This is a genomic window from Faecalibacterium sp. i21-0019-B1 (genome assembly GCF_042852915.1).
Taxonomy (GTDB): domain Bacteria; phylum Bacillota; class Clostridia; order Oscillospirales; family Ruminococcaceae; genus Faecalibacterium; species Faecalibacterium taiwanense.
In genome coordinates this window covers 1490448-1516295 of sequence record NZ_AP031425.1, presented here as the reverse complement: position 1 = coordinate 1516295, position 25848 = coordinate 1490448, and the positions used below count along the sequence as shown (strand labels likewise).

General features: G+C 55.5%; 24 protein-coding genes, 1 tRNA gene and 2 other RNA genes. 3 read left to right on the top strand and 24 right to left on the bottom strand.

Features of this window, described 5'->3' with window-relative positions; genetic code table 11:
* Positions 1-17: 17 nt before the first annotated feature.
* From selD to ACGHP1_RS07655, 5 genes are read right to left on the bottom strand one after another with little or no spacing between them, the layout of a single operon-like run.
* Positions 18-1052: a selenide, water dikinase SelD gene (gene selD / locus ACGHP1_RS07675; protein WP_390508812.1), complete on the bottom strand. Its 1035-nt coding sequence runs from the start codon at positions 1050-1052 to the stop codon at positions 18-20.
* A complete protein-coding gene (gene yqeC / locus ACGHP1_RS07670; RefSeq protein ID WP_390508810.1) occupies positions 1049-1756 on the bottom strand; it encodes a selenium cofactor biosynthesis protein YqeC in 708 nt (235 codons plus the stop codon). Before yqeC ends, selD begins: the two co-directional genes overlap by 4 nt.
* Positions 1753-4044 (bottom strand): xanthine dehydrogenase family protein molybdopterin-binding subunit, encoded by a 2292-nt coding sequence (locus tag ACGHP1_RS07665; protein WP_390508808.1) that lies wholly within the window; start codon positions 4042-4044, stop codon positions 1753-1755. Before ACGHP1_RS07665 ends, yqeC begins: the two co-directional genes overlap by 4 nt.
* On the bottom strand, positions 4041-4511 hold the full coding sequence (locus ACGHP1_RS07660; protein ID WP_005942122.1) for a (2Fe-2S)-binding protein: 471 nt from the start codon (positions 4509-4511) through the stop codon (positions 4041-4043). The genes ACGHP1_RS07665 and ACGHP1_RS07660 overlap by 4 nt, the downstream gene beginning before the upstream one ends.
* On the bottom strand, positions 4512-5315 hold the full coding sequence (locus ACGHP1_RS07655; protein WP_390508806.1) for an FAD binding domain-containing protein: 804 nt from the start codon (positions 5313-5315) through the stop codon (positions 4512-4514).
* 99 nt (positions 5316-5414) lie between these two features.
* Here ACGHP1_RS07655 and ACGHP1_RS07650 point away from each other — a divergent pair, with 99 nt between their 5' ends.
* Positions 5415-6074: an NTP transferase domain-containing protein gene (locus ACGHP1_RS07650; RefSeq protein ID WP_005942125.1), complete on the top strand. Its 660-nt coding sequence runs from the start codon at positions 5415-5417 to the stop codon at positions 6072-6074.
* A 3-nt stretch (positions 6075-6077) separates the two neighbouring features.
* Here ACGHP1_RS07650 and ACGHP1_RS07645 read toward each other — a convergent pair whose 3' ends face one another.
* From ACGHP1_RS07645 to ACGHP1_RS07605, 9 genes are all read right to left on the bottom strand, one after another.
* Positions 6078-7427: a uracil-xanthine permease family protein gene (locus ACGHP1_RS07645; RefSeq protein WP_242961903.1), complete on the bottom strand. Its 1350-nt coding sequence runs from the start codon at positions 7425-7427 to the stop codon at positions 6078-6080.
* A gap of 299 nt (positions 7428-7726) precedes the next feature.
* Positions 7727-8569 (bottom strand): sugar nucleotide-binding protein, encoded by an 843-nt coding sequence (locus tag ACGHP1_RS07640; protein WP_120079248.1) that lies wholly within the window; start codon positions 8567-8569, stop codon positions 7727-7729.
* 68 nt (positions 8570-8637) lie between these two features.
* Positions 8638-8943, bottom strand: a complete 306-nt coding sequence (locus ACGHP1_RS07635) for an AzlD domain-containing protein (protein WP_005942135.1) — start codon at positions 8941-8943, stop codon at positions 8638-8640.
* Positions 8933-9718, bottom strand: a complete 786-nt coding sequence (locus ACGHP1_RS07630; RefSeq protein ID WP_005942142.1) for an AzlC family ABC transporter permease — start codon at positions 9716-9718, stop codon at positions 8933-8935. Before ACGHP1_RS07630 ends, ACGHP1_RS07635 begins: the two co-directional genes overlap by 11 nt.
* A 139-nt stretch (positions 9719-9857) precedes the next feature.
* Entirely contained in the window at positions 9858-11378 is a 1521-nt protein-coding gene (locus ACGHP1_RS07625) for an SPOCS domain-containing protein (RefSeq protein ID WP_005942145.1), read from the bottom strand.
* A 118-nt stretch (positions 11379-11496) separates the two neighbouring features.
* Positions 11497-12918 (bottom strand): amino acid decarboxylase, encoded by a 1422-nt coding sequence (locus ACGHP1_RS07620; RefSeq protein WP_390508800.1) that lies wholly within the window; start codon positions 12916-12918, stop codon positions 11497-11499.
* A complete protein-coding gene (gene scfB, locus ACGHP1_RS07615) occupies positions 12915-14366 on the bottom strand; it encodes a thioether cross-link-forming SCIFF peptide maturase (RefSeq protein WP_390508798.1) in 1452 nt (483 codons plus the stop codon). The genes ACGHP1_RS07620 and scfB overlap by 4 nt, the downstream gene beginning before the upstream one ends.
* A 65-nt stretch (positions 14367-14431) precedes the next feature.
* Positions 14432-14578, bottom strand: a complete 147-nt coding sequence (scfA, locus tag ACGHP1_RS07610; protein WP_005926683.1) for a six-cysteine ranthipeptide SCIFF — start codon at positions 14576-14578, stop codon at positions 14432-14434.
* A 122-nt stretch (positions 14579-14700) separates the two neighbouring features.
* The gene (locus ACGHP1_RS07605) at positions 14701-14994 is read right to left on the bottom strand and encodes a hypothetical protein (RefSeq protein ID WP_005942150.1); all 294 of its coding nucleotides are present in this window, start codon (positions 14992-14994) and stop codon (positions 14701-14703) included.
* Between the two features lie 224 nt (positions 14995-15218).
* Here ACGHP1_RS07605 and ACGHP1_RS07600 point away from each other — a divergent pair.
* Positions 15219-15292 (top strand) — tRNA-Gln (locus tag ACGHP1_RS07600).
* Positions 15293-15392: 100 nt separating this feature from the next.
* Here ACGHP1_RS07600 and ACGHP1_RS07595 read toward each other — a convergent pair.
* The 10 genes from ACGHP1_RS07595 to ACGHP1_RS07550 form a co-directional block, all read right to left on the bottom strand.
* Positions 15393-17150 carry a bifunctional UDP-sugar hydrolase/5'-nucleotidase gene (locus ACGHP1_RS07595; RefSeq protein WP_005942151.1) on the bottom strand — a complete coding sequence of 586 codons (1758 nt, stop codon included), beginning with the start codon at positions 17148-17150 and terminating at the stop codon, positions 15393-15395.
* Positions 17151-17419: 269 nt separating this feature from the next.
* Positions 17420-19192 carry an oleate hydratase gene (locus ACGHP1_RS07590; protein WP_154255685.1) on the bottom strand — a complete coding sequence of 591 codons (1773 nt, stop codon included), beginning with the start codon at positions 19190-19192 and terminating at the stop codon, positions 17420-17422.
* A 269-nt stretch (positions 19193-19461) separates the two neighbouring features.
* Positions 19462-19812, bottom strand: a transfer-messenger RNA (tmRNA) gene (gene ssrA, locus ACGHP1_RS07585).
* A 70-nt stretch (positions 19813-19882) separates the two neighbouring features.
* A complete protein-coding gene (gene smpB / locus ACGHP1_RS07580; protein ID WP_005941729.1) occupies positions 19883-20365 on the bottom strand; it encodes an SsrA-binding protein SmpB in 483 nt (160 codons plus the stop codon).
* Positions 20366-20467: 102 nt separating this feature from the next.
* Positions 20468-21067, bottom strand: a complete 600-nt coding sequence (gene recR / locus ACGHP1_RS07575; RefSeq protein ID WP_005941730.1) for a recombination mediator RecR — start codon at positions 21065-21067, stop codon at positions 20468-20470.
* A gap of 19 nt (positions 21068-21086) precedes the next feature.
* Positions 21087-21425, bottom strand: coding sequence for a YbaB/EbfC family nucleoid-associated protein (locus tag ACGHP1_RS07570; protein WP_097774953.1), 339 nt, complete (start codon positions 21423-21425; stop codon positions 21087-21089).
* 31 nt (positions 21426-21456) lie between these two features.
* Complete coding sequence (gene dnaX / locus ACGHP1_RS07565; protein ID WP_390508789.1) at positions 21457-23322, bottom strand: DNA polymerase III subunit gamma/tau; 1866 nt, start codon at positions 23320-23322, stop codon at positions 21457-21459.
* A gap of 77 nt (positions 23323-23399) precedes the next feature.
* Positions 23400-23498: signal recognition particle sRNA small type (gene ffs / locus ACGHP1_RS07560), an RNA gene on the bottom strand.
* A 273-nt stretch (positions 23499-23771) separates the two neighbouring features.
* Positions 23772-24524: a ZIP family metal transporter gene (locus tag ACGHP1_RS07555; RefSeq protein WP_101956485.1), complete on the bottom strand. Its 753-nt coding sequence runs from the start codon at positions 24522-24524 to the stop codon at positions 23772-23774.
* A 92-nt stretch (positions 24525-24616) separates the two neighbouring features.
* Complete coding sequence (locus ACGHP1_RS07550) at positions 24617-24991, bottom strand: HIRAN domain-containing protein (protein WP_294647461.1); 375 nt, start codon at positions 24989-24991, stop codon at positions 24617-24619.
* 558 nt (positions 24992-25549) lie between these two features.
* Here ACGHP1_RS07550 and ACGHP1_RS07545 point away from each other — a divergent pair.
* Positions 25550-25825, top strand: coding sequence for a hypothetical protein (locus tag ACGHP1_RS07545; RefSeq protein ID WP_390508786.1), 276 nt, complete (start codon positions 25550-25552; stop codon positions 25823-25825).
* Positions 25826-25848 lie beyond the last annotated feature (23 nt).

Genomic DNA, 25848 nt, shown 5'->3' with positions numbered 1-25848 from the left:
ATAATTGTAGGTCTCCATCAGTATTTTACAGTGATTTCCTGTTCGGTTTTGGGTATGATCTCACCCACGATCTTTGCGGGCAGGCCAGCGGCCTGCAGCTCCGCTTCCAGCGCATTTGCTTCTTCTGGCAACACGGCCAGCAATAGTCCGCCGGATGTCTGTGGGTCAAACAGCACCTCTTCCATTGCAAACGGCACATTTTCAAAAGTGACATATGGGCCGGTATGGTTGCGGTTGCGCTGTCCGGCAGCGGTATACAAAAAATCATCTGCCGCTTTTTCGGCTCCCGGTAGAACCGGCACCATCCGTGCATCAATGATACAGGAAAGCTTTCCGCCCATCATCTCGTGCAGATGGCCCAGAAAACTGAAACCGGTCACATCGGTTGCCGCGTGGACCGTATACTTTCGGCTGATCTCGGCAGCGTTTTTGTTCAGCGTTGTCATGGACGCAATGGCACCGGCCATATCTTCCGGTGCCGCTTCGCCCACACGGTTTGCCGTGCAGATCAGGCCCACGCCCAGAGCTTTTGTTAAAATCAGCTTGTCGCCGGGCCTGCCGGAATCATTCGTATACATTTTTTTCGGGTCCACAAGGCCAGTCACCGAAAGTCCGTATTTCACACCTGTATCGGCAATGGAATGCCCGCCTGCAAGGCTTCCGCCCGCTTCGGCCACCTTCTTGGCTCCGCCGCGCAGAATCTCGCCCAGAATGTTCAGATCCATGCTCTCCGGGAAGCAGACAAGGTTCAGTGCAGTCTTAACCTCGCCACCCATGGCATAGACATCACTCAGGGCGTTGGCCGCTGCGATCTGGCCGAAGGTATAGGGGTCATCCACCATCGGCGGGAAAAAATCCACTGTCTGTACCAGCGCGATATCATCTGTTATGCGGTATACAGCCGCATCATCCCGGCTGTCGTACCCGACCAGAAGGCTCGGGTCTCTTGCACCGCGCGGCAGCTTTTCCAGAATGCGGCTCAGCACACCCGCTCCCAGCTTTGCAGTGCATCCGCCGCCGGTGCAGAACACGATCTTGCCCTCTTTGCTCATGCACGTTCTCCTTTCTCGAAATGAGACATAGCGCAGGAAATCCGATAAATTTTTTTCAGAATATCAGCCACCTGCCGGGCCAGGGCAGCCTGCTCTTTTGTATCGACCTGATTGAGTACAACATAAAAGCTGCGATCCCCTACAGCCTTCCTTCCACCGGCTTCACTTGCAAGCAGATTTGCCAGAAGTTCCGGTGTCAACTGCGCATCCTGCGGAACACAAAGCAGCTCTGCGGCAAGCTCTGCCCGGAAACAGACCTCCCGGAGCGGATGCCTCAACGCAGAAAGCCCTGCTACGGCCAGAACCGTATCGCACTGCGGTAAAAGCACCGGCTCGTGCGCAGCGGGTGCCTTGCAGGGCATCCGTTTTGCGCCGTCCGCTTCAATGAGCACGATATCTGCAAGGGTCATCCAGCGCTCCAGCTGTGCCTGCGGCGGGGCCGTCAATTTGCCGCCGTGTGCAGCAGTTCCGGCCACGGCATAACTGCCGCACTTCCACAGGCGGAAAAGCTCTGCATCCGTCTGTGCCCAGACCCCGCCGGGCGGCTGCATAATATGGGTGGTGGTAGCGGCCAATACCCGCCAGCCCTTGTGGGCGCAGTGCGCAGCCAGATTGTACATCAGTGTGGTCTTTCCGCCGCCGCCCACCAGAGAAATAACATGTCCCTTCTCCGCAAGAAACGGAAAAATTTTTTCGTCGATCATTTCTGCTTTTCTGCAACTGCCATGGCGATTTTTTCCGGTGTGATGGGCAGCTCATAGAACCGGGTACCAATGGCATTGTAGATCGCATCGGAAATGGCAGGCAGCGGTGTATTGATGACCACCTCGCCGATGGACTTTGCGCCAAAGGGTCCGTTGGGTTCATAGCTGCTCTCGAATTCAACCTTGATCTTGCCCACATCGGTGCGGGCCGGAATTTTGTACTGGAACAGAGAGTTCTCTTCCGGGTAGCCATTTTTATCGTAGGTGATGTTTTCGGTCAGAGTCATGCCGATGCCCTGCAGCAGACCGCCCTCAGCCTGCACACGGGTCAGGTTCGGGTTGATGGGCGTGCCGCAGTCCACACAGGCATCAAATTCCAGCAGCTTTACCTCGCCGGTCTCAGTATCCACTTCCACCTCAGCAGCACCAACCATGAACGGCGGCGGCGACAAAGGCGAAGTATGCGTTTCGGTGGCTTCCAGCGGAACCATATGGCCGAACTGAGAAGCATACGCGATCTCGCTCAGAGACTTTTTCTGTGTGGGATCTTTGCTCTTGAAAACATCTTTTCCATCAAATTTCACCTCGTCCTCGGTGCATTCCAGCAGCTCTGCGCCCAGCTTGCAGATCTGGCCGCGCAGCTTCATGGCACACTTTTCGGTGGCCTTTCCGGTAACGTAAGTGGTACTGGACGCATAGGAGCCGGAGTCATAGGGCGAGGTATCCGTATCAGCTCCGAAGACCGTGATATTGTCCAGCGGGCAGTCCAGCACTTCGGCGGCGATCTGCGCCAGTGTAGTGTCACAGCCGGTGCCCATGTCGGCCGCACCGATCAGCAGGGTGTAGAAGCCATCGTCATTCAGTTTCAGGGTGGCACTGCCCACATCCATGCCGGAAATGCCGGAGCCCTGCATCGCCATGCCCATACCGACAGCGCGCACCTTGCTGTTGCCCATATCACGGGCAGGGTATTTGTGCTCCCAGTCGATCATATTCCGCACCTTGACAAGGCAGCGGTCCAGCGCGCAGCTGGTGTTGACAGCCCCATAGTAGGCGGGCATCACATCGCCCTCCTGTACGGCGTTTTTCAGCCGCAGCTCAAAGGGGTCCATATTCAGCTTATGAGCCAGTTCATTGACAGCAGATTCTACGGCAAACAGTCCCTGCGTTGCGCCGTAACCGCGGTAAGCACCGGCAGACATGTGGTTCGTATACACCACATCACTGATAAAGCGGAAGGCTTCTGCCTTGCCGTACAGCGGGATGGACTTGTGACCGGAAAGGCCCACAGTCGTAGGGCCATGCTCACCGTAAGCACCGGTATTGGAAAGGGTGTACAGATCAATGCCCTTCACAACGCCGTCCTTCGTGGCACCCAGCCGCACATGGATCTCCATTTCGTGACGCGGCGAGGATGCGATCTGGCTTTCCACACGACTGAAAATGATCTTGGAGGGCTTTTTGGTCTTCCAAGTCACAAAAGCCGGATATACCTCACTGACCGCCGTCTGCTTGGCACCAAATCCGCCGCCGATGCGGGGCTTTGCCACGCGCACCATGGATTTGGGAATATGCAGTGCGTTCGCAATATTGCGCCGTGCATGGAACACGATCTGCGTGGAGCTGAGCACATTCAGCCGCCCATAGGTATCAATGGAGCAGTAGGTGCGGAAGGTCTCCATCATGGCCTGCTGGCAGGCTTTGGTGTGGTAAATGTGGTCAATGACTACATCGCTGGCCGCCAATACAGCATCGATATCGCCGGAACCACTCTCATCGTGGGCGCAGAGGTTGCGTTTGTTGTCGGCTCCCACCGGGCACAGACTGGCCCAGTTGTCCTCCGGATGCACCAGAATGGGGTTGTCCTTGGCAGTGTGATAGTCCAGCACTGCTTCCAAAACCTCATATTCCACCTTGATGAGCTTGAGAGCCTTATCCACGCACTTTTCGTCCTTACCGGCCACAATGGCCACCACATCGCCCACAAAGCGCACATGGCGGTCAATGAGCAGGCGGTCACGCGGACTGGCTTCCGGATAGGTCTGGCCAGCCTGCGTGTAGCGCGGCGCATCCTGCGGCACATCCTCCCATGTAAAGATTGCCTCGATGCCGGGCACCTTTTTTGCTACAGCCGTATTGATAGTTTTGACGATGGCATTTGCGTGCGGAGAGCGCAGCAGCTTTACGATCAGGCAGTCCTGCGGGATCACATCGTCCATATAGACGGGCTGGCCGGTGACCAGCTGCATGGCATCCTTTTTACGGAAAGGCTTGTTGATGGTACTCATTCTGCGGCCTCCTTCTGCTTTTTCCATGCCAGAAAGTTCATGATGCCGCGCAGCTGGCCCTCATAGCCAGAGCAGCGGCAGAGGTTGCCGGAGAGATATTCCTTCACTTCTTCCTCACTGGGGTACGGATTCTCGCGGAAGAGGGCCAGCGCGTTCATGATAAAGCCCGGATTGCAGAAGCCACACTGCTCTGCACCCTGATCTGCGATAAAGCCGCCGAACTCCGCGGCTTCTTCCTGCAGGCCTTCCAGTGTGGTAATGCTGTGGCCGCTGGCACGCGCTGCCAGTACCGAACAGGACAGCACCGGTTTCTCGTCCAGAAACACCGTGCACAGACCACAGTTGGAGGTCTCACAGCCGCGCTTGACGCTCTTGCAGCCGTGGGCACGTACAAAATCGATCAGCAGCATATCTGCAGCCACATCCTCTGTGACCTTGATGCCGTTCAATGTAAGAGTGATCTGCATTTAATTTTCCTCCTGTGCCGTGCGTGCTTCCAGTTCCAGAACAGCACGTTTTGTCAGAACGCCTGCCAGATGGCGGCGGTACTCGGCATTGCCGCGCATATTGGAGCCAGTGACAATTTTTTGCTTTACTTCATCGGCAAAGTTCTGCGCCAGTTCCTGCGCAGAAACACCCGCCTTTGCCGGCAGCTCAAACAGCACAGCCTTGAGCGGCCGCGCACCGATCGCAATGCGATAGCTGCCGTTTTCCAGACGGGCGGCAGCGCAGGTAAGCACCGGGATATCAGTCTGGCTGTTGCGCACGGACTGATAGAAAAATTCTGCTTCTTCCTTTTTAACGATCAGCCGCACAAGGATGTCCCGGTCATAAGGGCGCTCAGCATACTCCTGCAGGGATATGATCCCACCCTTATACAACTCTACCGAACAGTCCATGGCCATAAACAGCGTGAGCACATCGGAAAAGCCGAACCGGCTGTAGATGCTGCCGCCCACAGTTGCCAGATTGCGCAGCTGCACGCCCACGATATGCCGCAGTGCTTCCTTTACTGCGCCATGGGTATACGCAGCAAGACCGGCGTGCTCTTCCAGCTGGCGCAGTGTAACCATGGCACCAATGGAAAAGCTGTCCTCGGTCTCCTCTATGGTGTCCAGTCCCAGACCGGACAGGTCGATGGCTGTACCGACATTGATGTTCTCCATTTTGAGCCAGATCATGCCGCCCAGCACACGGTTGGCCTTTTTCTGGTTCAGCTGCCACGCTTCTTCCAGACTTTCGGCCCGCTTATATTCTCGGATCGTCATCATAGATGCAGGTTCCTCTCTCTTTTTTTCTCTTTTCTTTTATTTTAACACAGATTTCGATATAATACTATTGTGAATTCGTTTCAGAAAGAGTGGTACTATATGAAAGAACTTCTTCCGGTGGGCTGTGTCATCATGGCATCCGGTCTGAGCCAGCGCTTCGGCTCCAACAAACTCCTTGCGCCGTTCTGCGGGGAACCGATGCTATGCCGCGCATTTGCAGCGACCGATACTCCAAAGCTTTCGGCCCGCATCGTGGTGACACGTTCGGACGAAGTTGCGCAGCTTTGCCGCTCCCGCAATGTTCCGGTGCTGCTGCACGATCTGCCTGGTCGAAACGATACGGTGCGGCTGGGCCTTTCTGCGCTGCTGGAACAGGTTCCGGAGCTTTTTGGCTGCATGTTCCTGCCGGGAGACCAACCGCTTTTGTGCCGCGAGACAGTGGAAGCCATGGCAGGCATCTCCGGATGGGATCAAAGAACTCGGCTGGAACGGCAAAAAGAAACAGAACGGGAGATCTTCCGTCTGGGATTCCGGGTCCGTAACGACCCGTCTCCCCTTACTGGAAGTCCCGTTCTGTTTGAAAAAGGACTTTTTCAGGAACTGCTCACCTTGCCGCAGGGCATGGGCGGAAGTGTTCTGCTTCGGAAATATCCCGCGCATGTTCACACCGTTTACATTGCGGATCGGAATGAATTGGCCGACGCCGACACGCCCGAAGCACTTGCGCAATTGGAAGCGCTGGCCCGGCAAAAGCTTTGAGCTTTATACTGCCTTGTCATCCTTCGGCAGCAGCACATTCAGCAGGATCGCCACGAACGCAGCCGGAACGATGCCGGACTCGCCGCAGATCAGCTGTAAAGCGTGCGGAGCCTGTGCCAGAATACCGCTGTTGGCACCCATGCCGTAGCCAACACCCAGAGCCACCGAGACGATGGTAAGCTGACGCGGGGTCATCTTTTCCTTGGTGATGAGCTGGATGCCGCTGACCACGATGGAAGAGAACATCATAACGGCAGCACCGCCCAGAACGGCCTGCGGCATAATGGAGATCAGTGCGCCGAGCTTGGGGATCAGGCCGCACAGGATCAGGAAGATGGCACCGGAGGCCAGAGCCATGCGGTTGACCACTTTGGTCATGGCCACCAGACCCACGTTCTGGCTGAAGGAAGTGTTGGGCAGTACACCGAACAGAGCCGCAAAGGAGGAGCCCAGACCGTCACAGATCACACCGCCGGACAGCTCTTTATCGGTGGGTTCACGATTCATGCCGCCCTCCATGACGCCGGAGATATCACCCACGGTCTCAACAGCGGTAACAACGAACATGATCATCACCGGCATAATAGCGCGCATATCAAACACGATCTTGACCGGCATCAGCTTGGGAATGGCAAACCAAGAGGCCTGTGCCACCTTATTCCAGTTGAGCACCCATGCCTTGGTAAACTCTACACCATCGGCAGTGACACCGGTGGTGGGCAGCATCAGACCCATGACAAAGGCCGCAACGTAACCGGCCAGAATGCCGATCAGGATTGCGGAAGAGCTGAGGAAGCCCGTGGTCCAATGCTTGAAGATCAGAATGACCACCAATACGAACAGGGCCAGCAGCAGATTTTCCATGGAGCCAAAGTCTTTTGCGCTGTTGCCGCCGCCAAAGGAATTGATACCCACCGAGATCAGCGAAAGACCGATGGAAAGCACAACTGTACCGGTGACGACCGGCGGGAAGAACTTGCGCAGGGGCTTGAGGAAGAAGCCCAGCACGCTTTCAAAAATGCCGCCGATGATGGATGCACCCATAATGGCACCATAGGCCAGCACACCGCCGCCCATGCTGCCAACAACACTGTTGAACACGCCAATAAAACCGGAACTGGTGCCCATGATGATGGGCACACTACCGCCCACGGGGCCGATGGTGAACAGCTGTACCAGCGTGACTACACCGGCCACAAACATGGCGCTCTGCAGCAACGTGACCTGCAGATCTGCGAACTCACCACCCGCAATGCCGCAGGCACTGGTGATGATCAGCAGCGGGGTCAGGTTGCCCACAAACATGGCGCAGACATGCTGCAGACCCAGCGGGATCGCCTGTTTCAGGGACATTTTTGCGTCGAACTGATACGCCGACTCTTCGAGCTTGACTTCCTTCAAATGTTCCACTCTCCTCAAATCTTGACAAAAATCATTCTTTTCGACTGCTTTACCAAAAAAGCGGATTTATTATAGCAAAACTGCGTATCCTTGTAAATTAAGTATGACTTTTTCGTGAACGGCTGTTTCCCGCTGAGAAACACAAAAAGCAGGGCGCTTTGTGCGTTTTTTCCGCTTTGGTCGGAAGAATTTCGCGCAGAACTCCTGCTTTTTTGTTTTGTTTTATTTGATTTTTGTGCGATATGGAAATTTTACAGCGTTCTCAGCCCGTAATCTTTTAAACAGCGCTGGATGCCCTGCTGAGTGGTGTCGAACCGGATGCCGAAGCGTTCCAGTTTTGTGGTGTCCATCACAAGGTTCCGACCCCAGCTTTCTTCCTCGATCTGCACAGCGATTCCCAGCGTTTCGGCAAACTGCCGGGCGGTGCATACCATGTTTTCGGCATTGCCGCTGCCAAAATTGTATACGCCGCCTGGCAGCGCCATGGCAGGCTCCAGATTTTCGATCACCTGCCGCACATAGGTCACGCCGCGGTGGTCGTTCCGGGAGAAGCGCAGAGCCTCTCCCTTCAGCGCGGCACGCAGAAGATTCAGCGGAAGATTGCCCCGGATGGGCAGCCCATAGCCGGGCAGGTCATACATCCAACTGGCACGCAGATGGACCGAGTCCGGGCAGAGCTCCAGCACACGCTGCTCTGCTTCCAGCTTGTATTGGCCGTAAATGTTTGCGGGATGCAGGGCCAGTGTTTCCGGCAGCGGCCCCTGCTGCTGCACACCAGCATAGACCTGATCCGAGCTGAATGCCACCAGCTTTGCCTTCGTCTGCTGCGCAGCCCGTGCCAACCAGACTGGCAGCTCCACATTGGCACGGTAAGCTTCTGCCGGATGCTGCGCACAGTAACTGGTATCGGAAAGAGCGGCGGTGTGCAGGATCACATCCGGATGCAAAGCTTCCACCTGTGCACGGGTGAGAGCTTCATCGGCTGTACAGAAAAAGCCTTTTGGAAGGGCGCAAAGCTCGTACTTTCCCTGCCACTGCTGCAAAATGCGGGAGCCGACAAAGCCGCCTGCACCTGTGATAAGAATTTTTTTCATGATAATTTCCTCCTGCAGGGCAATGAAAAAGTGCCCAGCAGCATGACAGCCTGCCGGGCACAAAAATTTTAAAGGAACAGTTCCAGCACGAACACGACGGCACAGCAGGCCACAGATACCTGAAACAGGCTTGCGCCGAACCAAGCAGCTGCAATGCCTACCACCAGCGCCATGGCACCGGCAGCCGGGCTCTGGGTCGCGTTGACAATGGCCGGGAAGGTCATGACCGCCAGCGTCACATAGGGCACATAATACAGAAACGACTGAATGAAGCGATTTTTGATGGGCTTGCGGATCAGTGTGAGCGGAAGGATGCGGATGGCATAGGATACCAGCGCCATCACTGCAATGTAAATGTAATGATTATGCGTCATGCTCTGCCTCCTGCTCTTCTGGATTTACCGGAAAAAGAACTGCTGCAGCGCTGGAAATGAGCACTGTGAGCAAAATGGTACGCGTGCCCTCCGAAAGAGCGGAGATACCCGGCAGGTAATTGCACACAAAGCTCAGTGCAAAGCTGATGGCAACAAGTGCAGCTACCACCCTGCTCTTACGCGCCGGAGGAATGATGATGGCAAGGAACATGCCGTAAAGGGCAACGCTCAGCGCACTGACAGCCCGCAGCGGCAGCAGATTGCCCGCAATGATGCCCAACGCTGTACCGATGGCCCAAGCCGGTGCCGCCAGCAGAATGGCACCGTAGGTATAATATGGGTTCAGGCTGCCGGGCCGTGCAATGGTGATGCCAAAAAGCTCGTCTGTCACATCATAACCGATGAGCAGCCTGTGCCAGAAGGGTGTGCCCGGCGCAAAGCGCTGGGCCAGTGCGCAGCTCATGAGCAGATAGCGCGCATTGGCGATCAGTGTGATGATGGCCACTTCCAGATAGGTCGCATTGGCCATGATGATGGCAAATGCAGCGTATTCGCCTGCCGAAGCGTTGTTCAGTAGGCTGACCAGAAAGCCCTGAAACGGGGTAAAACCTGCCCGGCGGGCCGCAATGCCCAGCGAGAAGGAAACAGCAAAATAGCCCAGCGCAATGGGAACGCCATCCCGCATGCCCTCACAGAAAATCTTTTTGCTGAAAGCCCAAACCGGCCTTTCTGCATTGACAAGCTCCGGGGCAAGGAGCTTACTTTTGGAATTCATCTTTGTTTTTTTACTCCTTTCCTATTTCAAACACCGCTTTTTATTATACTCTCCCGCACACAGAGAAGAAAGGGCTTTTTCACTTTCTTTTCGGCACAAAAGGAAAACGCCGCCTGAAAAGGCAGCGTTCTTCGTCGATTTATGCGCCCGGCACCAGAAAATGCATCGCCTGCGGCAGGACCTGCGTACCGGCTTCCAGCCCATTTGCCGTCAGGATCTGTGCCGGTGACACATGGAACCGTCTGGCAATGCCGAACAACTCCTCCCCTGCCTGTGCATAGTAGATGCGCAGTGCGATCTCCGGGTCCGGAGTCGTCAGCGGTTCGCCCAGCTCAATGCTGCCGATGCCCGAATGTGTGCTCCGGCAGAGGATGGCTCCTTCGGCACGGGCGGTGACCGTCACTTCCAATGTGCCGCCAGTGCAGCTGCACTGGATGTTCTCGGTGCTCAGCCAGCATTCCGGGCTGAACTGTGCACCCGGCGGGGCTTCTACTGCAAGCGGAAAGACAAGCTCCAGTGTTTTTTCGTAGCTTTCCAGCTCGGCAAGACTGTTCTCGGCAAAGGCTGTGGCAACGGCACGCACCGTAAAGGCCCAGCCGTCGCGGTAAGGTGTTACCTGCGCCGGTCCATAAGACACAAAGCAGGCGCGCAGTTGAGCATCCGCATCTGGCAGCGGCCCGGAGGCCGTGGAAGATGCTGTCTCGTTCAGCATACAGGCAAGATCTTCTGCTGCCAATTCCTGCGGCGTGACGGCGGTTTCAAACTGCGTAGAAAAGGCATCCGCTACGTATTGCAACTGGCAGGGCCGCCATGCGTGCAAATGCATCATCACGCTGGCTGTCAGTTGGCCGCTGGCTTCCTGTTCGCCCTCCGCAAGGGCAAAGCCCACCGGCTCCAGCACGCACATGCATCTGCAGTCCTCTGCTACGCCTTCCAGATCCACCACCTGATTGAACGGCAGGGATGCCGCCTGACTTTGCAGGCTGCTTTCGCCTTCCGCGCGCCAGGCGCATTGGGCACGTACCTCGCCCTTGACCACTGCCTTGCCCGCCAGCAGCTTTACCTCCCGCACGGCGGCGCTGCCGGTAATATCCAGAATGGCTGCGGGCGGCTTTGCAAAAACAAGCTCCCCTTCCACAGTGACCAGCTTTTCCAGCACCGCGGTGCTGCGCACGCCGTTCAGCGTCTGCAATTTCTGTTCAATGCCGCCATCGGCCAGCGCCGTGATCAGTTCCTGTTTATCCTGTGTATGGATAGTAACTACAAGACCATAGGCTCCGCGCACCTCGATGCGGTGCGGGTTTACTGCCCGGCAGTTGAGGTATTCGGTCTGCCCTTCTACCATGGCCATCCAGCTGGTGAAGGAAAATTCCGGCACCTCCAGCTGCTTTGTAAACGGCAGCTTCTGCTCGGTCTGGCAAAGCCCGGCCCCGTCCTCGCCCTGATAAAACACAGTGCAGCGCAGATAGCCTTCCAATGTAAGCCGCCCGGGCTGCAGCTGCTTTTGCAGCACCACCGGTTTTGCAAAGCATTTGACCAGCTTGAACACCGGCGGAAGATAATCTGAAATCAGGATCTCGGTTTCCAGCGGAAGTTCTGCCTTGACGGTGCAGCTCGTGCCTGCCTGCGGCAGCGTATCCCGAAAGATCTTCAGTTCCATGCAGTGTGCTCCTTTCCCTGTCCGTCTCTACTGGAAAAGTATGCACATGCTTTGCAGGATATGCGCGCAAAAAAGGCACCGTGCAAAACGCACGATGCCTTTGGGCCTTTTGAAACAATCAGATCGTTTTGCGCAGGACAGCCGCCTGCATTACATGGTATTTCTGCATCAGCCGGACGGCAGCCGATGTGATCTTCTCGCCGCTGACCACAATGGGGATCGCAGGCGGGCAGGAAACCGTCGGCATAGCGCAGATACGCCCCACCGCCTGCTCTGTGGGCACCTGCTCCTGCGGGGCAAACACGGCCTGCCGGATGCTGCAGCAGGTGTGCAATTCGTGTTCCAGCTCCAAAAGCTCACGATCGTTTTTTTCCGGGATCAGGAACGGTCCTGTAAGGTTTTCCACAATGTGGAGAACGGCAGAAGTCAGCCGTTCAAAGTCCTGCGGCGGATTTGCCGGGGTGAACATCAGCACAACATAGCGCGGGTCGGCATATTCGCACTCGACCTTTGCGCAGCGCAGCGCTTCTGCAAGCTCTGTGCCGGTCATGCCCAGTGTAGCAGCATCCAGCGTGACCTTGAGAGGTTCGCTTTCCAGTGCCAGCGGCCCCGGGCAGTGTTTTGCCGCAGCGGCTTCGTTCAGCTCCCGGCGCAGGCGGGTCAAATATCCGCAGCACTGCAAAAGCCGCAGCGGATAGCCCTCCGACAGAACCTGATTGCATTTGTCCAGCGACTGCAAGATCAGGTAAGACGGACTGGTGGAACCAAACAATGCCAGTGCATTGCGCACAGCGGCTTCGTCCTGAATGGGGGCATTTTTGCCCAGATGCAGGTATGCGCCGCCAGTGACAACGGGCAGCGTTTTATGGCCGGAGTCGCAGCACATGGCCGCGCCCAGCGCAATAGGATGCTGACCGCCCTGCGGCAGAAAACGCAGGTAAGCACCGTGGGCATTATCCACCAGAAGCGGAACGCCAAAATCCTTGCATACTTCGGCCAGCGCTGCAATATCCTGCACGCCGCCCAGATAATCCGGACTGGTGATGTAGACGCCAAAGGGCCTTTTGCCCTGCTGCGCCAAACCCTGCAGAGCACCTGTCAGCTTTGCAGTTGACACCGGGCAGCTGCAAAGTGCACCGGCATCCTGCGGCGCAGGCCATAGCCACTGGATATCAAAATCCAGCAGCGCCGCCGCATACAACAGCGCTTTGTGAGCGTTGCGCGCTGCCAGCAGGACCGGGCGCTGTCCGGCTGCGGGCGCAGCCTGCAGTGCAAGGCACAGCATTGCACGGATGCACTGGGACGAGCCCTCTGTGCTGTAATAGGTATGCACCGTGCCGAACAGCCGGGTAGCGTTGGCTTCGCTCTGGGCAATGATGCCGTCAGCCCCATACAGTTCATCCGCACCCTTTATTTCGGTAATGTCCCACGGCTCAAAGCCTAAAAGGCTCTGGCCCTTGTGGCCGGGCATATGCAGCCGCGAGGTGCCGGACTGTGCGTAACGGCGCACAAAATCCACAATAGGCGTGGTCGTGCTCATTCGCAGGCTTCGCCATCAGCACAGGCGTTACAGGTAGAACCAAGCTCAATAGGCACCTCGATGCCCTTGGCGGCAAGCTCCTGATTCTCAGCGACCTTGATCATGATAGCGCATTCCATTCGCTTTTTGAACAGCTCGCAGCCGTACTCATACACACCGGTAATGTTGCCGGTAGCGTGGTAGGAGTTTGCTGCACAGCCGCCGGAGCAGTACAGCTTTGCCCAGCAGTTCTGGCACTCCTTGCGGGCATAGGCGTTGCAGTGCTTGAACTCATCGCGCACGGCAGTGTTCGTAACGCCCTTCCAGATATCGCCCATCAGGTACTTGGGGTCGCCCACAAACTGGTGGCAGGGGTACAGATCGCCCCAAGGAGTAACAGCCATGTACTCCGTGCCGGAGCCACAGCCGGAAATGCGCTTGTAGATGCAGGGGCCGCCGGTGAGGTCGATCATGTAGTGGTAGAAGGTAAAGCCGCGGCCCTCGCGGTTGCGCTTGATCATTTCCTTGGCAAGGATCTCGTACTGTTCCTTCAGGATGGGCAGATCTTCCTCGGTCAGGGCACTGGGGTCGCCAGGCTTAGACACCACAGGCTCCATGCTCAGCTCAGTAAAGCCGAGGTCGGCCATGTGGAAGATATCGTTGGTGAAGTCGGTGTTGTAGTGGGTGTAGGTGCCGCGCATGTAGTAGTTCTTGTCGCCGCGCTTCTTCACGAACTCCTGGAACTTGGGCACGATGGTATCGTAGCTGCCATGGCCTGCATAGTCCTTGCGGAAGCGGTCGTTGACCTCTTTGCGGCCATCCAGACTCAGCACCACATTGTGGCACTCCTTGTTGCAGAAATCGATCACATCGTCATCGATCAGCATACCGTTGGTGGTCATGGTAAAGCGGAAGTTCTTGTTGTGGATCTTCTCCTGCTCACGGCAGTAAGCCACCAGCTTTTTGACCATATCAAAGTTCATCAGCGGTTCGCCGCCAAAGAAGTCCACCTCAAGGTTGCGGCGGGTGCCGGAGTTTTCGATCAGGAAGTCCATGGCACGCTTACCCACTTCAAAGCTCATCAGCGCATGGTCGCCCTGATAGCGGCCCTGCGAAGCAAAGCAGTAGGAGCAGTTCAGGTTGCAGGTGTGTGCAACATGCAGGCACAAGGCCTTGACCACGGTGTTGCGGTTTTTAAAGTCGAAAGCCATATTCTCATAGGTATCCGGGGTCCACAGCTTGCCTGCTTCCTTCAGGTTGGTCACATCATCGATGCACTGACGCAGATCTTCCTCCGTGACATCCTCGCGGTCTCCATACTTTGCCATCATAGCCGAAACGATCTCGTCAGCAGTATGCTCCGGGTACATGGCAATGATATCGTATGCAACATCGTCCACCACATGCACCGAGCCGCTGCAGGTGTCCAGCACGATGTTATAGCCGTTCAATTGATACTGGTGTACCATTTTACTCTCCATTCCAATTATACAAAAAAATGCCGCCCGGCAAAGGCGGCAGGGGGTTGCAAAAATTACTTGTTGCTGTTCTCGCACTGCTGGTTAGCCACGCCGCAGGAGGTCTTGCAAGCGGACTGGCAGGAAGTCTGGCACTCGCCGCAGCCGCCGGTCTTAACGCTCTTGGTCAGGTCACGAGTAGCAATGGTCTTAATACGTTCCATAATAGAAAACCTCTCTAACTCTCAAAATTTCATCGCGCCGGACAAAGCCCAGTACGCATTTATCTTTGCTTATGATAACACGCAAGGGGCTTTCTGTCAAGATTTTTATGCTGCCAACCTGTTCAAACCTGTCCAGCAGGCTGATACTTCGTCAGGACGGTGTGCAGCCCCAGCTCCCGCGCCCTGGCCAGTAAGTACCGGTAGCGGCACAAAAGTGCCTGCCGCTCGTAAATGCGCTGCTCGATCAGGTCTGTATCTACCTCCAGATCAAACATCATCTCATTGCGCCGCAGGCAGAACAGACATTCCTTCAGCTCTTCTTCCAGTTCTGGGTGATAACGTTCGTGCTCGGTATCCCGCGGGATGCGGCTCGAAAGCAAAGTTTGGGTGTTCTGGGCATGGGTTCGTTCCAGCATAGGCCGTCCTCCTCTTCTTTGTGTATCTTGAAGGTTTGTACATTTTAGTATATGAAGAGACCGGTGCAGAATATGCCAGTTTATGGTAAAGCAGAAACTTCTCCGCTGGTGCGCGCATTTTAAAAAAGTTTGCAATTTTTTCAAAATCACGCTTGACAAGTATCACTTTTCCGCGTATAATAGCACACGTTGAGCGGCTCACACTGCGAAACACAATCGAATATTGGGGATTTGCATAGTGGTAGTGCGGTAGACTCTGACTCTACTTGTGGGAGTTCGATTCTCTCATCCCCAACCAAAAAGCCATCCGGTTTATGCCGGATGGTTTTTTTGTTCTATATCGTTATACAAAAACAGCGTACCGTCTTTGCGACGGTACGCCCATTTTTATGCAGTTATTACAGGATGCTGATGCGGCCTGCGCCGTAGGGATTCTCGTAATCCAGCAGATAGCCCGGGTAATCGGCCAGCGGGCTGTTTGCGGTGGTCAAATGCGGCAGACCCTCTGCATCTACACCGCCAAAGGTCATGGCATAGGTAGACATCACAAGGTAATCCTCAGACACATAGTCCTTGATCAGCTCTGCGCCATCAAACATGGCAAAGCCATCGCCCAGATTGCGCAGAGTGTAATTCATGCCAGCCAGAGCGTAGGTCTTGCTCTCGTCCAGCGGTTCATAAGTACCGGAAGCCTTGTTGTAGATCTTCACGTTCTGCACGCGCGGAGTGCCGGTGGCACTGCCAATCCAGACATTCTTCTCGTCGGTCTGCACGGTGTTGGGGATATCGGCGTGGATCTCGTAGGAAGCGCCTGCCACATGCAGGAAGCCGCCGTTCTCCTTTTCCGTTCCGGCAAAGCGGGCTGCAAACTCCAGTGCATCCTGGATCTGCTTGCCGGTGACAGACATCAGACAGGCCACATTGCCAAACGGGCTGACCTGCTTGCAGGTCTTGAAGGTCCAGTAGCCGGCTTTCTCATCGGCGCGGATGCCGCCGCCGTTCATGATAGCGATGTCACAATGCAGCTGTTCCACCTCATTGAAGTAGGAGTAAATGCCGTCGGCCACAAAGTCGCCGAGATTCGTCTCTGCCATGCGGATGCGGCGCTTGCCAGTCTCGGGGTCGGAGATGTAGAAGTTCGTATCGGCAACAGCGATCTTCTCACCCAGCATGTCGTCCACAGAAGCGACCCATGCGTTCTGGATATCGGCAACGGCACTGTCGGAGCCTTCGTAAGAGGAGATCAGACGGGTGGCAATGGAGCCGTCAGCCTTGATGGTCATTTCGCCAACATTTGCAAAATAAGAGCCGGTCTGGGTCAGAGCGACAGCCTTGCCGGACAGATCCTTCACCCACTCACACTCCATCTTGGTGTGAGAATGGCCGTCGATGAATGCATCGAAGCCGGAGGTGTGCTCGATGACTTCCTTGCTGGTCCAGGGCGAAGAGGAAGGATCAACGCCCAGATGGCCCAGACCGATCACGTAGTCAGCCAGGACCTTGGCCTTATCAATGGACTTCTGCACAGCCTTGTACAGCTTCTGGCCGTCGTCACCGCCCAGAATATCATAGATATAGCGGCTCTGGCTCTTATCCATGAAGTAAGCCGGAGTAGACTTGGTGAAGGTCTCGGGCGTGGTGATGCCCACAAATGCGATCACGCGGCCGCCGATGGTGAAGTATTTGACATCCGGCAGAACGCGGTTGCCCAGCGGCAGATTGACCCAGTTGCTGGAGAGGTACGGGAAATCTGCCTCAGCCATTACCTCTTTTGCACGGGCCATGCCGTAGTCGAATTCATGGTTGCCGGGCGTAGCAACATCGTAGCCAGCGGCGTTCATCAGCTGGATGATAGAGGCACCTTCGTCCATGGAGCCATATGCGGTACCCTGAATATGGTCGCCCGCATCTACCAGCAGGACATTTTTGCCTGCATCCTGATAGCTCTTTTTCAAAGCTGCGATGGCAGCATAGGTCAGTTCCGGCGATTTTTTGTCGATGTAAGTATGAACATCGTTGGTGTACAGGATCGTAATGTCCTTAAAGCTGCCGGGGTAACATGCAGACGCAGCGGGTGCGCCCAGACTTACGGCAGCAACGGCCGTGGTGACACCTGCGGCCTTCAGGAAGCTGCGGCGGGAGATAAGCTGTTTCATGGAAAAACGACCTCCTCTTAAAACTCTCTTTTGTTTTTATCGGGCGCACAGAACCAGCCCGACGCTTGTTATATTAAGCATAACACACAAAACACCCAAGAACAACCCGGAATCGCACAATTTGTTCATAATTCACGGTACTAAGCCGCACTTTTTGTGCAACATTATTCCTTTTCGGGGCAAAAAACAGCCCGCATCTGCAGCCAGTCGTTGACTGCAAAAGCGGGCTGTTTTCAAAGGGGATTCAAAAATGGATCAGAGCAACGAGCTCAAATCGCATTGTATTCCTTGAGGAATTTCTCAAGGTCGGTACCCTCGATCTTTTTCAAAGCTTCCTTCATGGCAAGGCGCGGGATGAGCGGCAGATCCATGTCGGTGATCTTCTTGCCGTCGCGCAGCTTGACCGTTGCATCGATCAGGGCACGTACATCATAGGTGCTGCCCCAGACCTCGGGCACACCGCGGTCGATGTCCAGCAGGGTATACACAGCTTCCATACCGGTGCGCATGGAGTATTCTGTGGTGAAGATGGTGTCACGGCCGGTCTCGGCGAACTGGCCTAGGAAGGCAAAGTTGACAGCACCCTCCGGCACGATATCAGGACGGTCGCCCATCGCACGCGGCATAAAGAATGCATCGATATACGGCATCATGACCGGGATGGTGTTGGCACTGTGCTCGGCCAGCTCTTCGATCTGATCCTCGGGCACACCGATATGGTACAGCCATTCCATGCACAGTTCCTTGCCGGTGCAGTCGCGCATGGCCTTTTTGACGTAGTTGCCGGGCTTATCACTGAACAGGCCGTAGACCCAGACGCACAGCTGGTTCTTGGGCTGGTCTCGGAACTGCTGCTGACGGTTCAGCGTCCAGCTGAGCAGCCAGTTGGAGTCCTTAACGGTGACGATGCCGCCGGTGACGGTGTGGCCACTGAACGGGTCACGCTTGCAGATCTTCTGGATATACTGCGGGATCTTGTCGTCCAGCGTAGTGATGGTGGCACTTTCCCAGTTGGAATGTTCGGGGTCGGAGCAGAACTTTTCAGGATTGCCGAATGCGGGGTCCTGCGCAGCGATCTTCTTCCACAGGTCCCAGCCGTTGCCCGGCTTGATGGTGGGATCAAAGCCTGCTGCCTTGTCCTGTGCGCCCATCGTGCAGCTTTCCACGCAGCCGCCGTTGGTGATGAACAGCAGATCATTTTCGGTCAGGTCAATGGTGCTGATCTCACCTGCGTGCTCCACAACCACGCTGCTTGCCTGCTTGCGCTTGCCATTGATCTCAAATTTCACGTCCACGACCTTGGTCTCATAGTGGAACTGCACGCCGTGGTCCTTCAGGTAAGTGACCATGGGCAGGATGATAGATTCATACTGGTTGTAGCGGGTAAAGCGCAGGGCGGTGAAATCCGGCAGACCGCCGATGTGGTGGATATAACGCTTGAGGTAGAGCTTCATTTCCAGAGCACTGTGCCAGTTTTCAAAGGCAAACATGGTGCGCCAGTACAGCCAGAAGTTGGAGTTCAGCACTTCATCATCAAAGAAATCGGTGATCTTCTTATCCTGCAGCTGCTCGTTGGGGGTGAAGAAGAGCTTCATGATCTCCATAGCACCCTTATCAGACAGGCCGAACTTGCCATCGGTGTGGGCATCCTCGCCGCGGTTGACGGTAGCACGGCACAGTGAATAGTTGGGGTCTTCCTTGTTCAGCCAGTAGTACTCATCCAGCACACTGGCACCCTCGGTCTCCAGAGACGGAATGGAGCGCAGCAGATCCCACATGACCTCGAAGTGGTTATCCATCTCGCGGCCACCGCGCATCACGTAACCGATATCGTATTTGTAGCCGTCGCAGGCACCGCCGGGGATGGGGTCTTTCTCAAACACATGCACATGCTCGCCCTTCATCTGGCCGTCACGCACCAGATAACATGCAGCCGTCAGTGCGGCCAGACCGGAACCAATGATATATGCAGATTTATGATCGACACCCTCCGGCTTTTTAGGAGTTGCAAATGCTTCATAGTTGCCACTGGAATAGTACATAGAAAAGCCTCCCTGCTTTTTATTGCTTTTTTCGGCATCCTTGCGCCGTCCTTATGGCAACAGTATACCCCGCGTCGCCGCAGCAGACAACAAACAAACTTTAGCAGGTGTATAAATTTTATACAATCATTCTGTTTTGCTGGAAATACGTACAAATTGTGACAAAAGCCGCCCTAATAGCAAATCGTTCTGTGATATAGAGTGCTTTATAAACCAGTTTCAGCAAAAAGAAAAGCGCCTAGATTTCAACGAATCCAGGTGCTTTTTGTTGGTGGAGGCGATGGGAGTCGAACCCATGTCCGAAAAGAGTTCAGTGTAGGTATCTCCGGGTGCAGGCGATCTACAACATTCCCGCCGCGCCACGCCGATCGTCAGGCTAGCGCATTGGTAGCTTCATGAGTTCCTGCCGGTCCGCAAAGCTTAAGTCCGTTCAGGTGCTGTGTCTAAAGGACGCCCCGGCCCCACACGACACAAGAGTGGGCGGAACGCGCAGCACTCAGGCTGCGAGCAACTGAGAATTGTTATTGTCAGTTAATTTTTTTGGAGGAGTTATAGAGCAGTTCCCCCACTGCTACCCGCTGCCCAGACCTCGCTCTCCCCGTCGAAACCTTTACGCCCCCTTATAAAGCACACCTTGCGGTGTGCAGAAAGCTTTGAAAAAGTTCCGCTTCAGGAAGCGGTCTGAAAAGATCAATAGTATTTGCCGTTGGACTTCATGGCACGGTCAATGGAACGCTTTGCATCGCGCTGGGCGGCATCGGCACGCTTATCGTAGAGCTTTTTGCCTTTGCAAAGGCCCACTTCCATTTTCACGCGGCCATGTTTGAAATAGAGCGAAAGCGGCACAAGGGTATATCCCTGCAGCTTGCACTGCTGATGCAGCCGCCGGATCTCACTTTTGTGTGCCAGCAGGCGCCGGACGCGCATCGGATCCTGATTGAACATGTTTCCGTGGTCGTAGGGACTGATATGCATTCCCTTTACCAGCAGTTCACCATCCTCAATATCGACCCAGCTGTCTTTCAGGTTGACCCCTCCGGCACGCAGGCTCTTGACCTCCGTACCTTTCAGTTCAACGCCGGTTTCCAGCGCTTCCAGAACGAAGTATTCATGGCGCGCTTCACGGTTTGTGGCAATGGTTTTTGTTGCCGGACGCTCCTTAGTGGGTGCCATTCCGCGCGCCTCCTTTCTCCATTGTGGTTTGTTGTATCAGTATACCATTTTTTTATGGTTTTGCAAGGGCTGTTTTTGAAGAAACTGTAAATTTTTCCCAATTCACAGCTCACCACGGCCAGAAAGTGCACGATACAAGGTGGTCTCGTCTGTGTACTCCAGACTTGCACCCACCGGCAGACCGTAGGCCAGACGTGTGGTCTTGATGCCCAGAGGCTTGATAAGCTTTGCCAGATACATGGCGGTGGCTTCACCCTCCACCGTGGGGTTCATGGCCATGATGACCTCTTTCACCTTGCCGTCGCCCAGGCGGGCCAGAAGTTCCTTGACGCACAGCTGTTCGGCAGTAATGCCGTCCATCGGGCTGAGCAGGCCGTGCAGCACATGGTACAAGCCGTGATACTCCCTTGTGCGTTCAAACGCCTGCACATCGCGGGGCGTTTCCACCACGCAGATCACAGAAGGATCGCGTTTTGCACTGGCACAGATGGGGCAGATATCCGCTTCTGTATAATTCTGGCAGATACGGCAGCGATGGAGCTTGGTGTGGGCACCCTGAATGGCTCCCGCCAGTGCGGCGGCATCTTCGTCTGACATGCTCAGCACCTGATACGCCATGCGGGTAGCGCCCTTGCGCCCGATCCCCGGAAACTTGCTGAATTCTTCGATCAGCTTTTCCAGCGGGGCAGCAGTATAGCCCATGTTCTTCCCTCCTGCCGGATCAGAGACCGGGGATGTTCATGCCGCCGGTCAGCTTGCCCATTTCAGCTTCGGCAGTTTCGTCCACCTGCTTGACGGTTGCGTTGATGGCAGCAGCCACCATATCTTCCAGCATTTCAACATCATCCGGGTCCACAGCCTCGGGCTTGATGGTGATGGACAGCACTTCGTGCTTGCCGTTCATCTTAACAGTGACCATCTCACCGGCAGCGCTGCCGGTGTACTCGGCAGCTTCCAGCTCGGCCTGTTTGGCTTTCATATCTTCCTGCATCTTCTGTGCCTGACGCATGAGGGCGTTCATATCGGGGCGGCCAAAGCCTGCGGGCATTCTTGCTTTCATAATCGTTTCTCCTTATTGATGCAATGTATTTTTATGATCTCGTTTTCCTTGCGGAATCCTCAATGGACACATCCAACCCCAGCTTTTCCAGTGCACGAAGCGACTGCTCTGCATTGGAGACCGTTTTGCCAGCGCTCTTTGGTTCATAGGGACCAATGGGCACCGCCGTACCGGACACATCCTTGATCAGCTTTTTGATCAGGCGCTGGCTGTCCTTGTTGGCGCGGATAAAATCGCGGAAGGTCTTGCCGCCGTCGATCAGCACGCGGGTGCCATCAAAGTAAGCCTTGGACTTGCGCAGATAGGTGTAGAGCATGGGATCTTTTTCCTGCAGCTGCTGTACCACCTGCGGCCAGTACGGATACAGCGCAGTCCCTTCCTGCCCGGCATCCTGCGGCTTTTCCGGCGCAGGCTTTGCAGCGGGCGTGGGTGCAGGTTTGGGCGGTTCTGGCTGCGGAACAGGTTCCAACTCTGCCGGCACGGGTGCAGCTGGCTGTGCGGCCTGCGCGGCAGGCTCGTCCCAAGGCAGCATTCCGGCCTGCTGCACGGGCGGTTCCTCCGGCAGCGGCGGCAGCTCTTCGGTCTGGACGGGTGAAGTCTGCTCTACAGATATTTCCGACGGCGCGGAAGGTTCTGCCTTTACAGGTTTCGGTTCCGCTGCAGGCTGCACCACAGGAACGGACGGTATTGGCGGCTGGGGAGTCGGAGCGCTTGCAAAGGGCTGCACAGCAGTTGCCGAGGCAAACGGCTGCGGCGCTGCGGGTTGAGCTGCAGCACGGACAGGCGCGGCCTGCACAGGAACTGCCTGCGGCTGCTGGGGCGGTTCGGATAAGCCAAACAGTGCAAGTTCCAGCTCGATCCGCTGGTCGCTGCCGCGGGTCATATGTTCCAGCGCACTGCCCAGCGCACGGATGGCACGAATGGCCTCCCGCTGGCCCAGCTGCGGGCCTTTTTCCAAATACAAAGCCTCCTCCTCCGGCGAAACGCCGGACAGAAGGCTCTGCCCGCCCGGCAATGCTGCCAGCATCAAAGCACGATAATGCGCGATCAATTCCTCTGTCAGACGCTTGACATCCACAGACTGCTGGCGAAGCTGTGCCAGCTGGGCCAGTGCTGTGGCACCGTCCTGCGCTTCCAGTGCGTCCGAAATGCGGAACAGATAACTGCGGTCGGTCACACCTGCCATGCGGCGCACCACATCGGCATCGATTTTCGCCGTAACGCCTGCGCAGGTATCCAGAATGGACAACGCATCGCGCAGTGCACCGTCGGCCAGACGGGCGATCAGTTCCGCACCGTCCGGCGAAAGCTCCAGCTTTTCCTCACCTGCAATGTATTCCACCCGGCGGGCGATATCCTCCGGCCCGATGCGGGTAAAATCGTACCGCTGGCAGCGGGAAAGAATGGTGGCGGGCACCTTCTGGATCTCAGTGGTTGCCAGAATAAAGATGACGTGGGCAGGCGGTTCTTCCAGCGTTTTGAGCAGCGCATTGAATGCTGCTGTGGACAGCATGTGCACCTCATCGATGATGTATATCTTATATTTACAGGCGCTGGGAGTGTAAGCTGTCTCGTCGCGCAGGTCGCGGATATCGTCCACACCGTTGTTGGAAGCCGCATCCATCTCCACCACGTCCAGAATGCTGCCGTTATCGATGCCCTTGCAGATCTCACACTCGCCGCAGGGGTCTCCATTGACCGGATGCAGGCAGTTGACTGCCTTTGCAAAGATCTTGGCGCAGGTGGTTTTGCCGGTGCCGCGCACGCCGGTAAACAGGTAGGCATGGCCCACACGGTTTGCCGTGATCTGGTTTTTCAGCGCAGTAACAATGGCCCGCTGGCCTACCACATCCTCAAAACGCTGCGGTCTCCATTTGCGGTACAAGGCACGGTACATGGTTCTCTCCCCTTTCCTGCAAAATAAAAAGGACAGCGCTGACGGGGTTTTGTCCCCGCCTTGCGTAACTCGGCATACGGATGCAGGCTTACTGAAACGCACGAACGCACTGCTTAAGACTGCTTGGTTCCCCACCTGACCTGGTTCACAGCGAATCCATCGTACAGGACCCGCATCCGTATGCCGAACCACGCAGCAGGCGCTGTCCGACACATCCTTCTGAATGCCAGAATATTGTACCATAAACGCAGGCAGATTGCAAGGGGTGGGAGGTATCATTTCACGGCCCACGCATGAAACGATCAAATAGGATAGCCCAAAGTCAGAAAATGTGATGTTCTCTAAAATCCAAAAAGCGCAGTACATTCTCTGCGCTTTCGCGTTTTGTACTGCGCTTTGCTTTTATCCTGTTATTTTAACGGCATTGATTTTGCAACAGCCTTTTTTTCTTACAATGCCACATCCAATGCCATCATCAGCGCAAATCCCAGCACGATGCTTACAACACCGACAGGCTCGTCGCCCTCCACGGCCTGCGGGATCATCTCCTGTGCGGTCACGCACACCATGCAGCCTGCCGCCGCGCTGAGCAGCCACGGAAGCGCAGTACTGACCCATTCGGCCAGAGCAAAGGCAAGCAATGCCCCCAACGGCTCTACCAGCCCGGAAGCCGCTCCCGCAAAAAACGCCTGACTGCGGGTGCGGCCGTTATGGGCCAGCGGCAGGCTGACTGCTGCACCTTCCGGGATATTCTGCAGGCCGATGCCAAGGCTCAGCGCCAGTGCACCGCTGATGGCATCCGGCTCCCCGGTCAATGCCAGTGCAGCGGCAAGGCCCGCCACCATACCCTCGGGCAGGTTGTGCAATGTTACAGCCAGCACCATACGTCCGCCGTGCCCGGCCCCGCCTGCCAGCAGCTGCCCGGCAAACTGTTCCACCTGCAAAAGGCCCACTGCGCCAAGCACAAGCCCCACTGCCGATGGGATCCATGCCGGAAGCGGCAAAGTCTGTCCGCGCTGGATAGCAGGCAGCAGCAGGCTCCACACACTGGCCGCCAGCATGATGCCCGCTGCCATGCCGCACAGGATGCGCTGCGTGCAGGGCCGCGACTGCCGCCGCAGCAAAAACACGCCTGCTGCCCCCAGTGTAGTGCACGCCGCCGGAAACAGCAGCACCCACGCAGTGAAAACGATCTGGTTCACGATACATTCCCCCTTTGCCCGGTGTATGTGCGCCGAAGCAAAAAGGTGCAGAAAAGCCCGTCACACTGTATTTTGTGTGGCGGGCTTTTCTGTCAGAATGCGATGGCATCTTCTTCGCTGCCAAAGGGCAGACCCGTAGCCGGATCGACCGGCGGCAGGCCAGCCTGCCCCATATCCGCCGCCTTTACGCTGCATACCACCGCATTGGCAAGCACATACTTCACCTTTGCGGTGGCAGCAGCGCCGATCTTATCATAGATGCGGCCTGCGCTGTAACAGTCGCCCAGCACGGTGTGAGTGCTGTTGGCCACATAACCCACCTTGCCCAGACCCGGCAGTTCTGCGCGGATAGCTTCGCGGTCAAAGTCATTCTCCGGCTCTTTGACCAGTTTTACCTTCTGGCCTACTGTAAACGGCTGAGTGCCGAAGCGGTAGTTGAGTCCGGTCAATGTAACATAGTACTTCATCTTTATTTCCTCCAAAACACATGTTTTATTTTCAGGGAGCCCGTTCATCCCCTGCTGTGTCTGTATTATCCACTTTTTATGTCCAATAAAAATCACTTTCAAATAACACTTGTCATTTTTTGATATTTTTGTTCAGGTTCGCTGCACAAAGTTTACCATCTTTTCTTTCTCCGCAGGTCAACTGTCAGGTGACAAATGGTTCTTTTCCGTTTCCGGAGCCGCATCATCCTCACTTTTGCATTTTTTTATTTCTCTTTAGGGAACATGCATTCCCGTCTTGATTCAAGGGAACAAACAACGAAAGAAATTACAAAGTGATTACAACACGGTAAAAAATTCTTTCCTGAGTCTCCCTGCGCTTCGATCAGTTTAACAAAAACTCTTTGACTTTTAGCGATAAATTATAACAAAATCGTAGATTATCATTGAAATCTCACTTCTTAGCCAAAAAAGCTCTTGATTTTTTCGCAAAAAAGACTAGAATATCCACTTGCAGAAAGGCACTTCCTGTAGGGCCTTCTGCAAAATACATTTGCGTATGGCAAGGAGATTTTAGATATGAAACTCAAGAATGTTTGTGTTGCTGTTGTTGCTCTGGCTCTGGCTGTTGGCATGACCGCTTGCGGCGGTTCTGCTTCCTCCACTGCTGCATCCTCTTCCGAGGCTGCTTCTACCAGCACTTCTGTTGCTGCTGAGGCCGATGAGAACGCTTCTTCCGCTGTTGCAGAGGAGAACGGTTCTTCTTCTGAGGCTGCTTCCAGCGAGGCCGCTTCTTCTGAGGCTGCTTCTTCTGAGGCTGCTTCCAGCGAAGTTGCTTCTTCTGTTGCCGCTTGATCGCACAGCGCCTAAATTCCAAT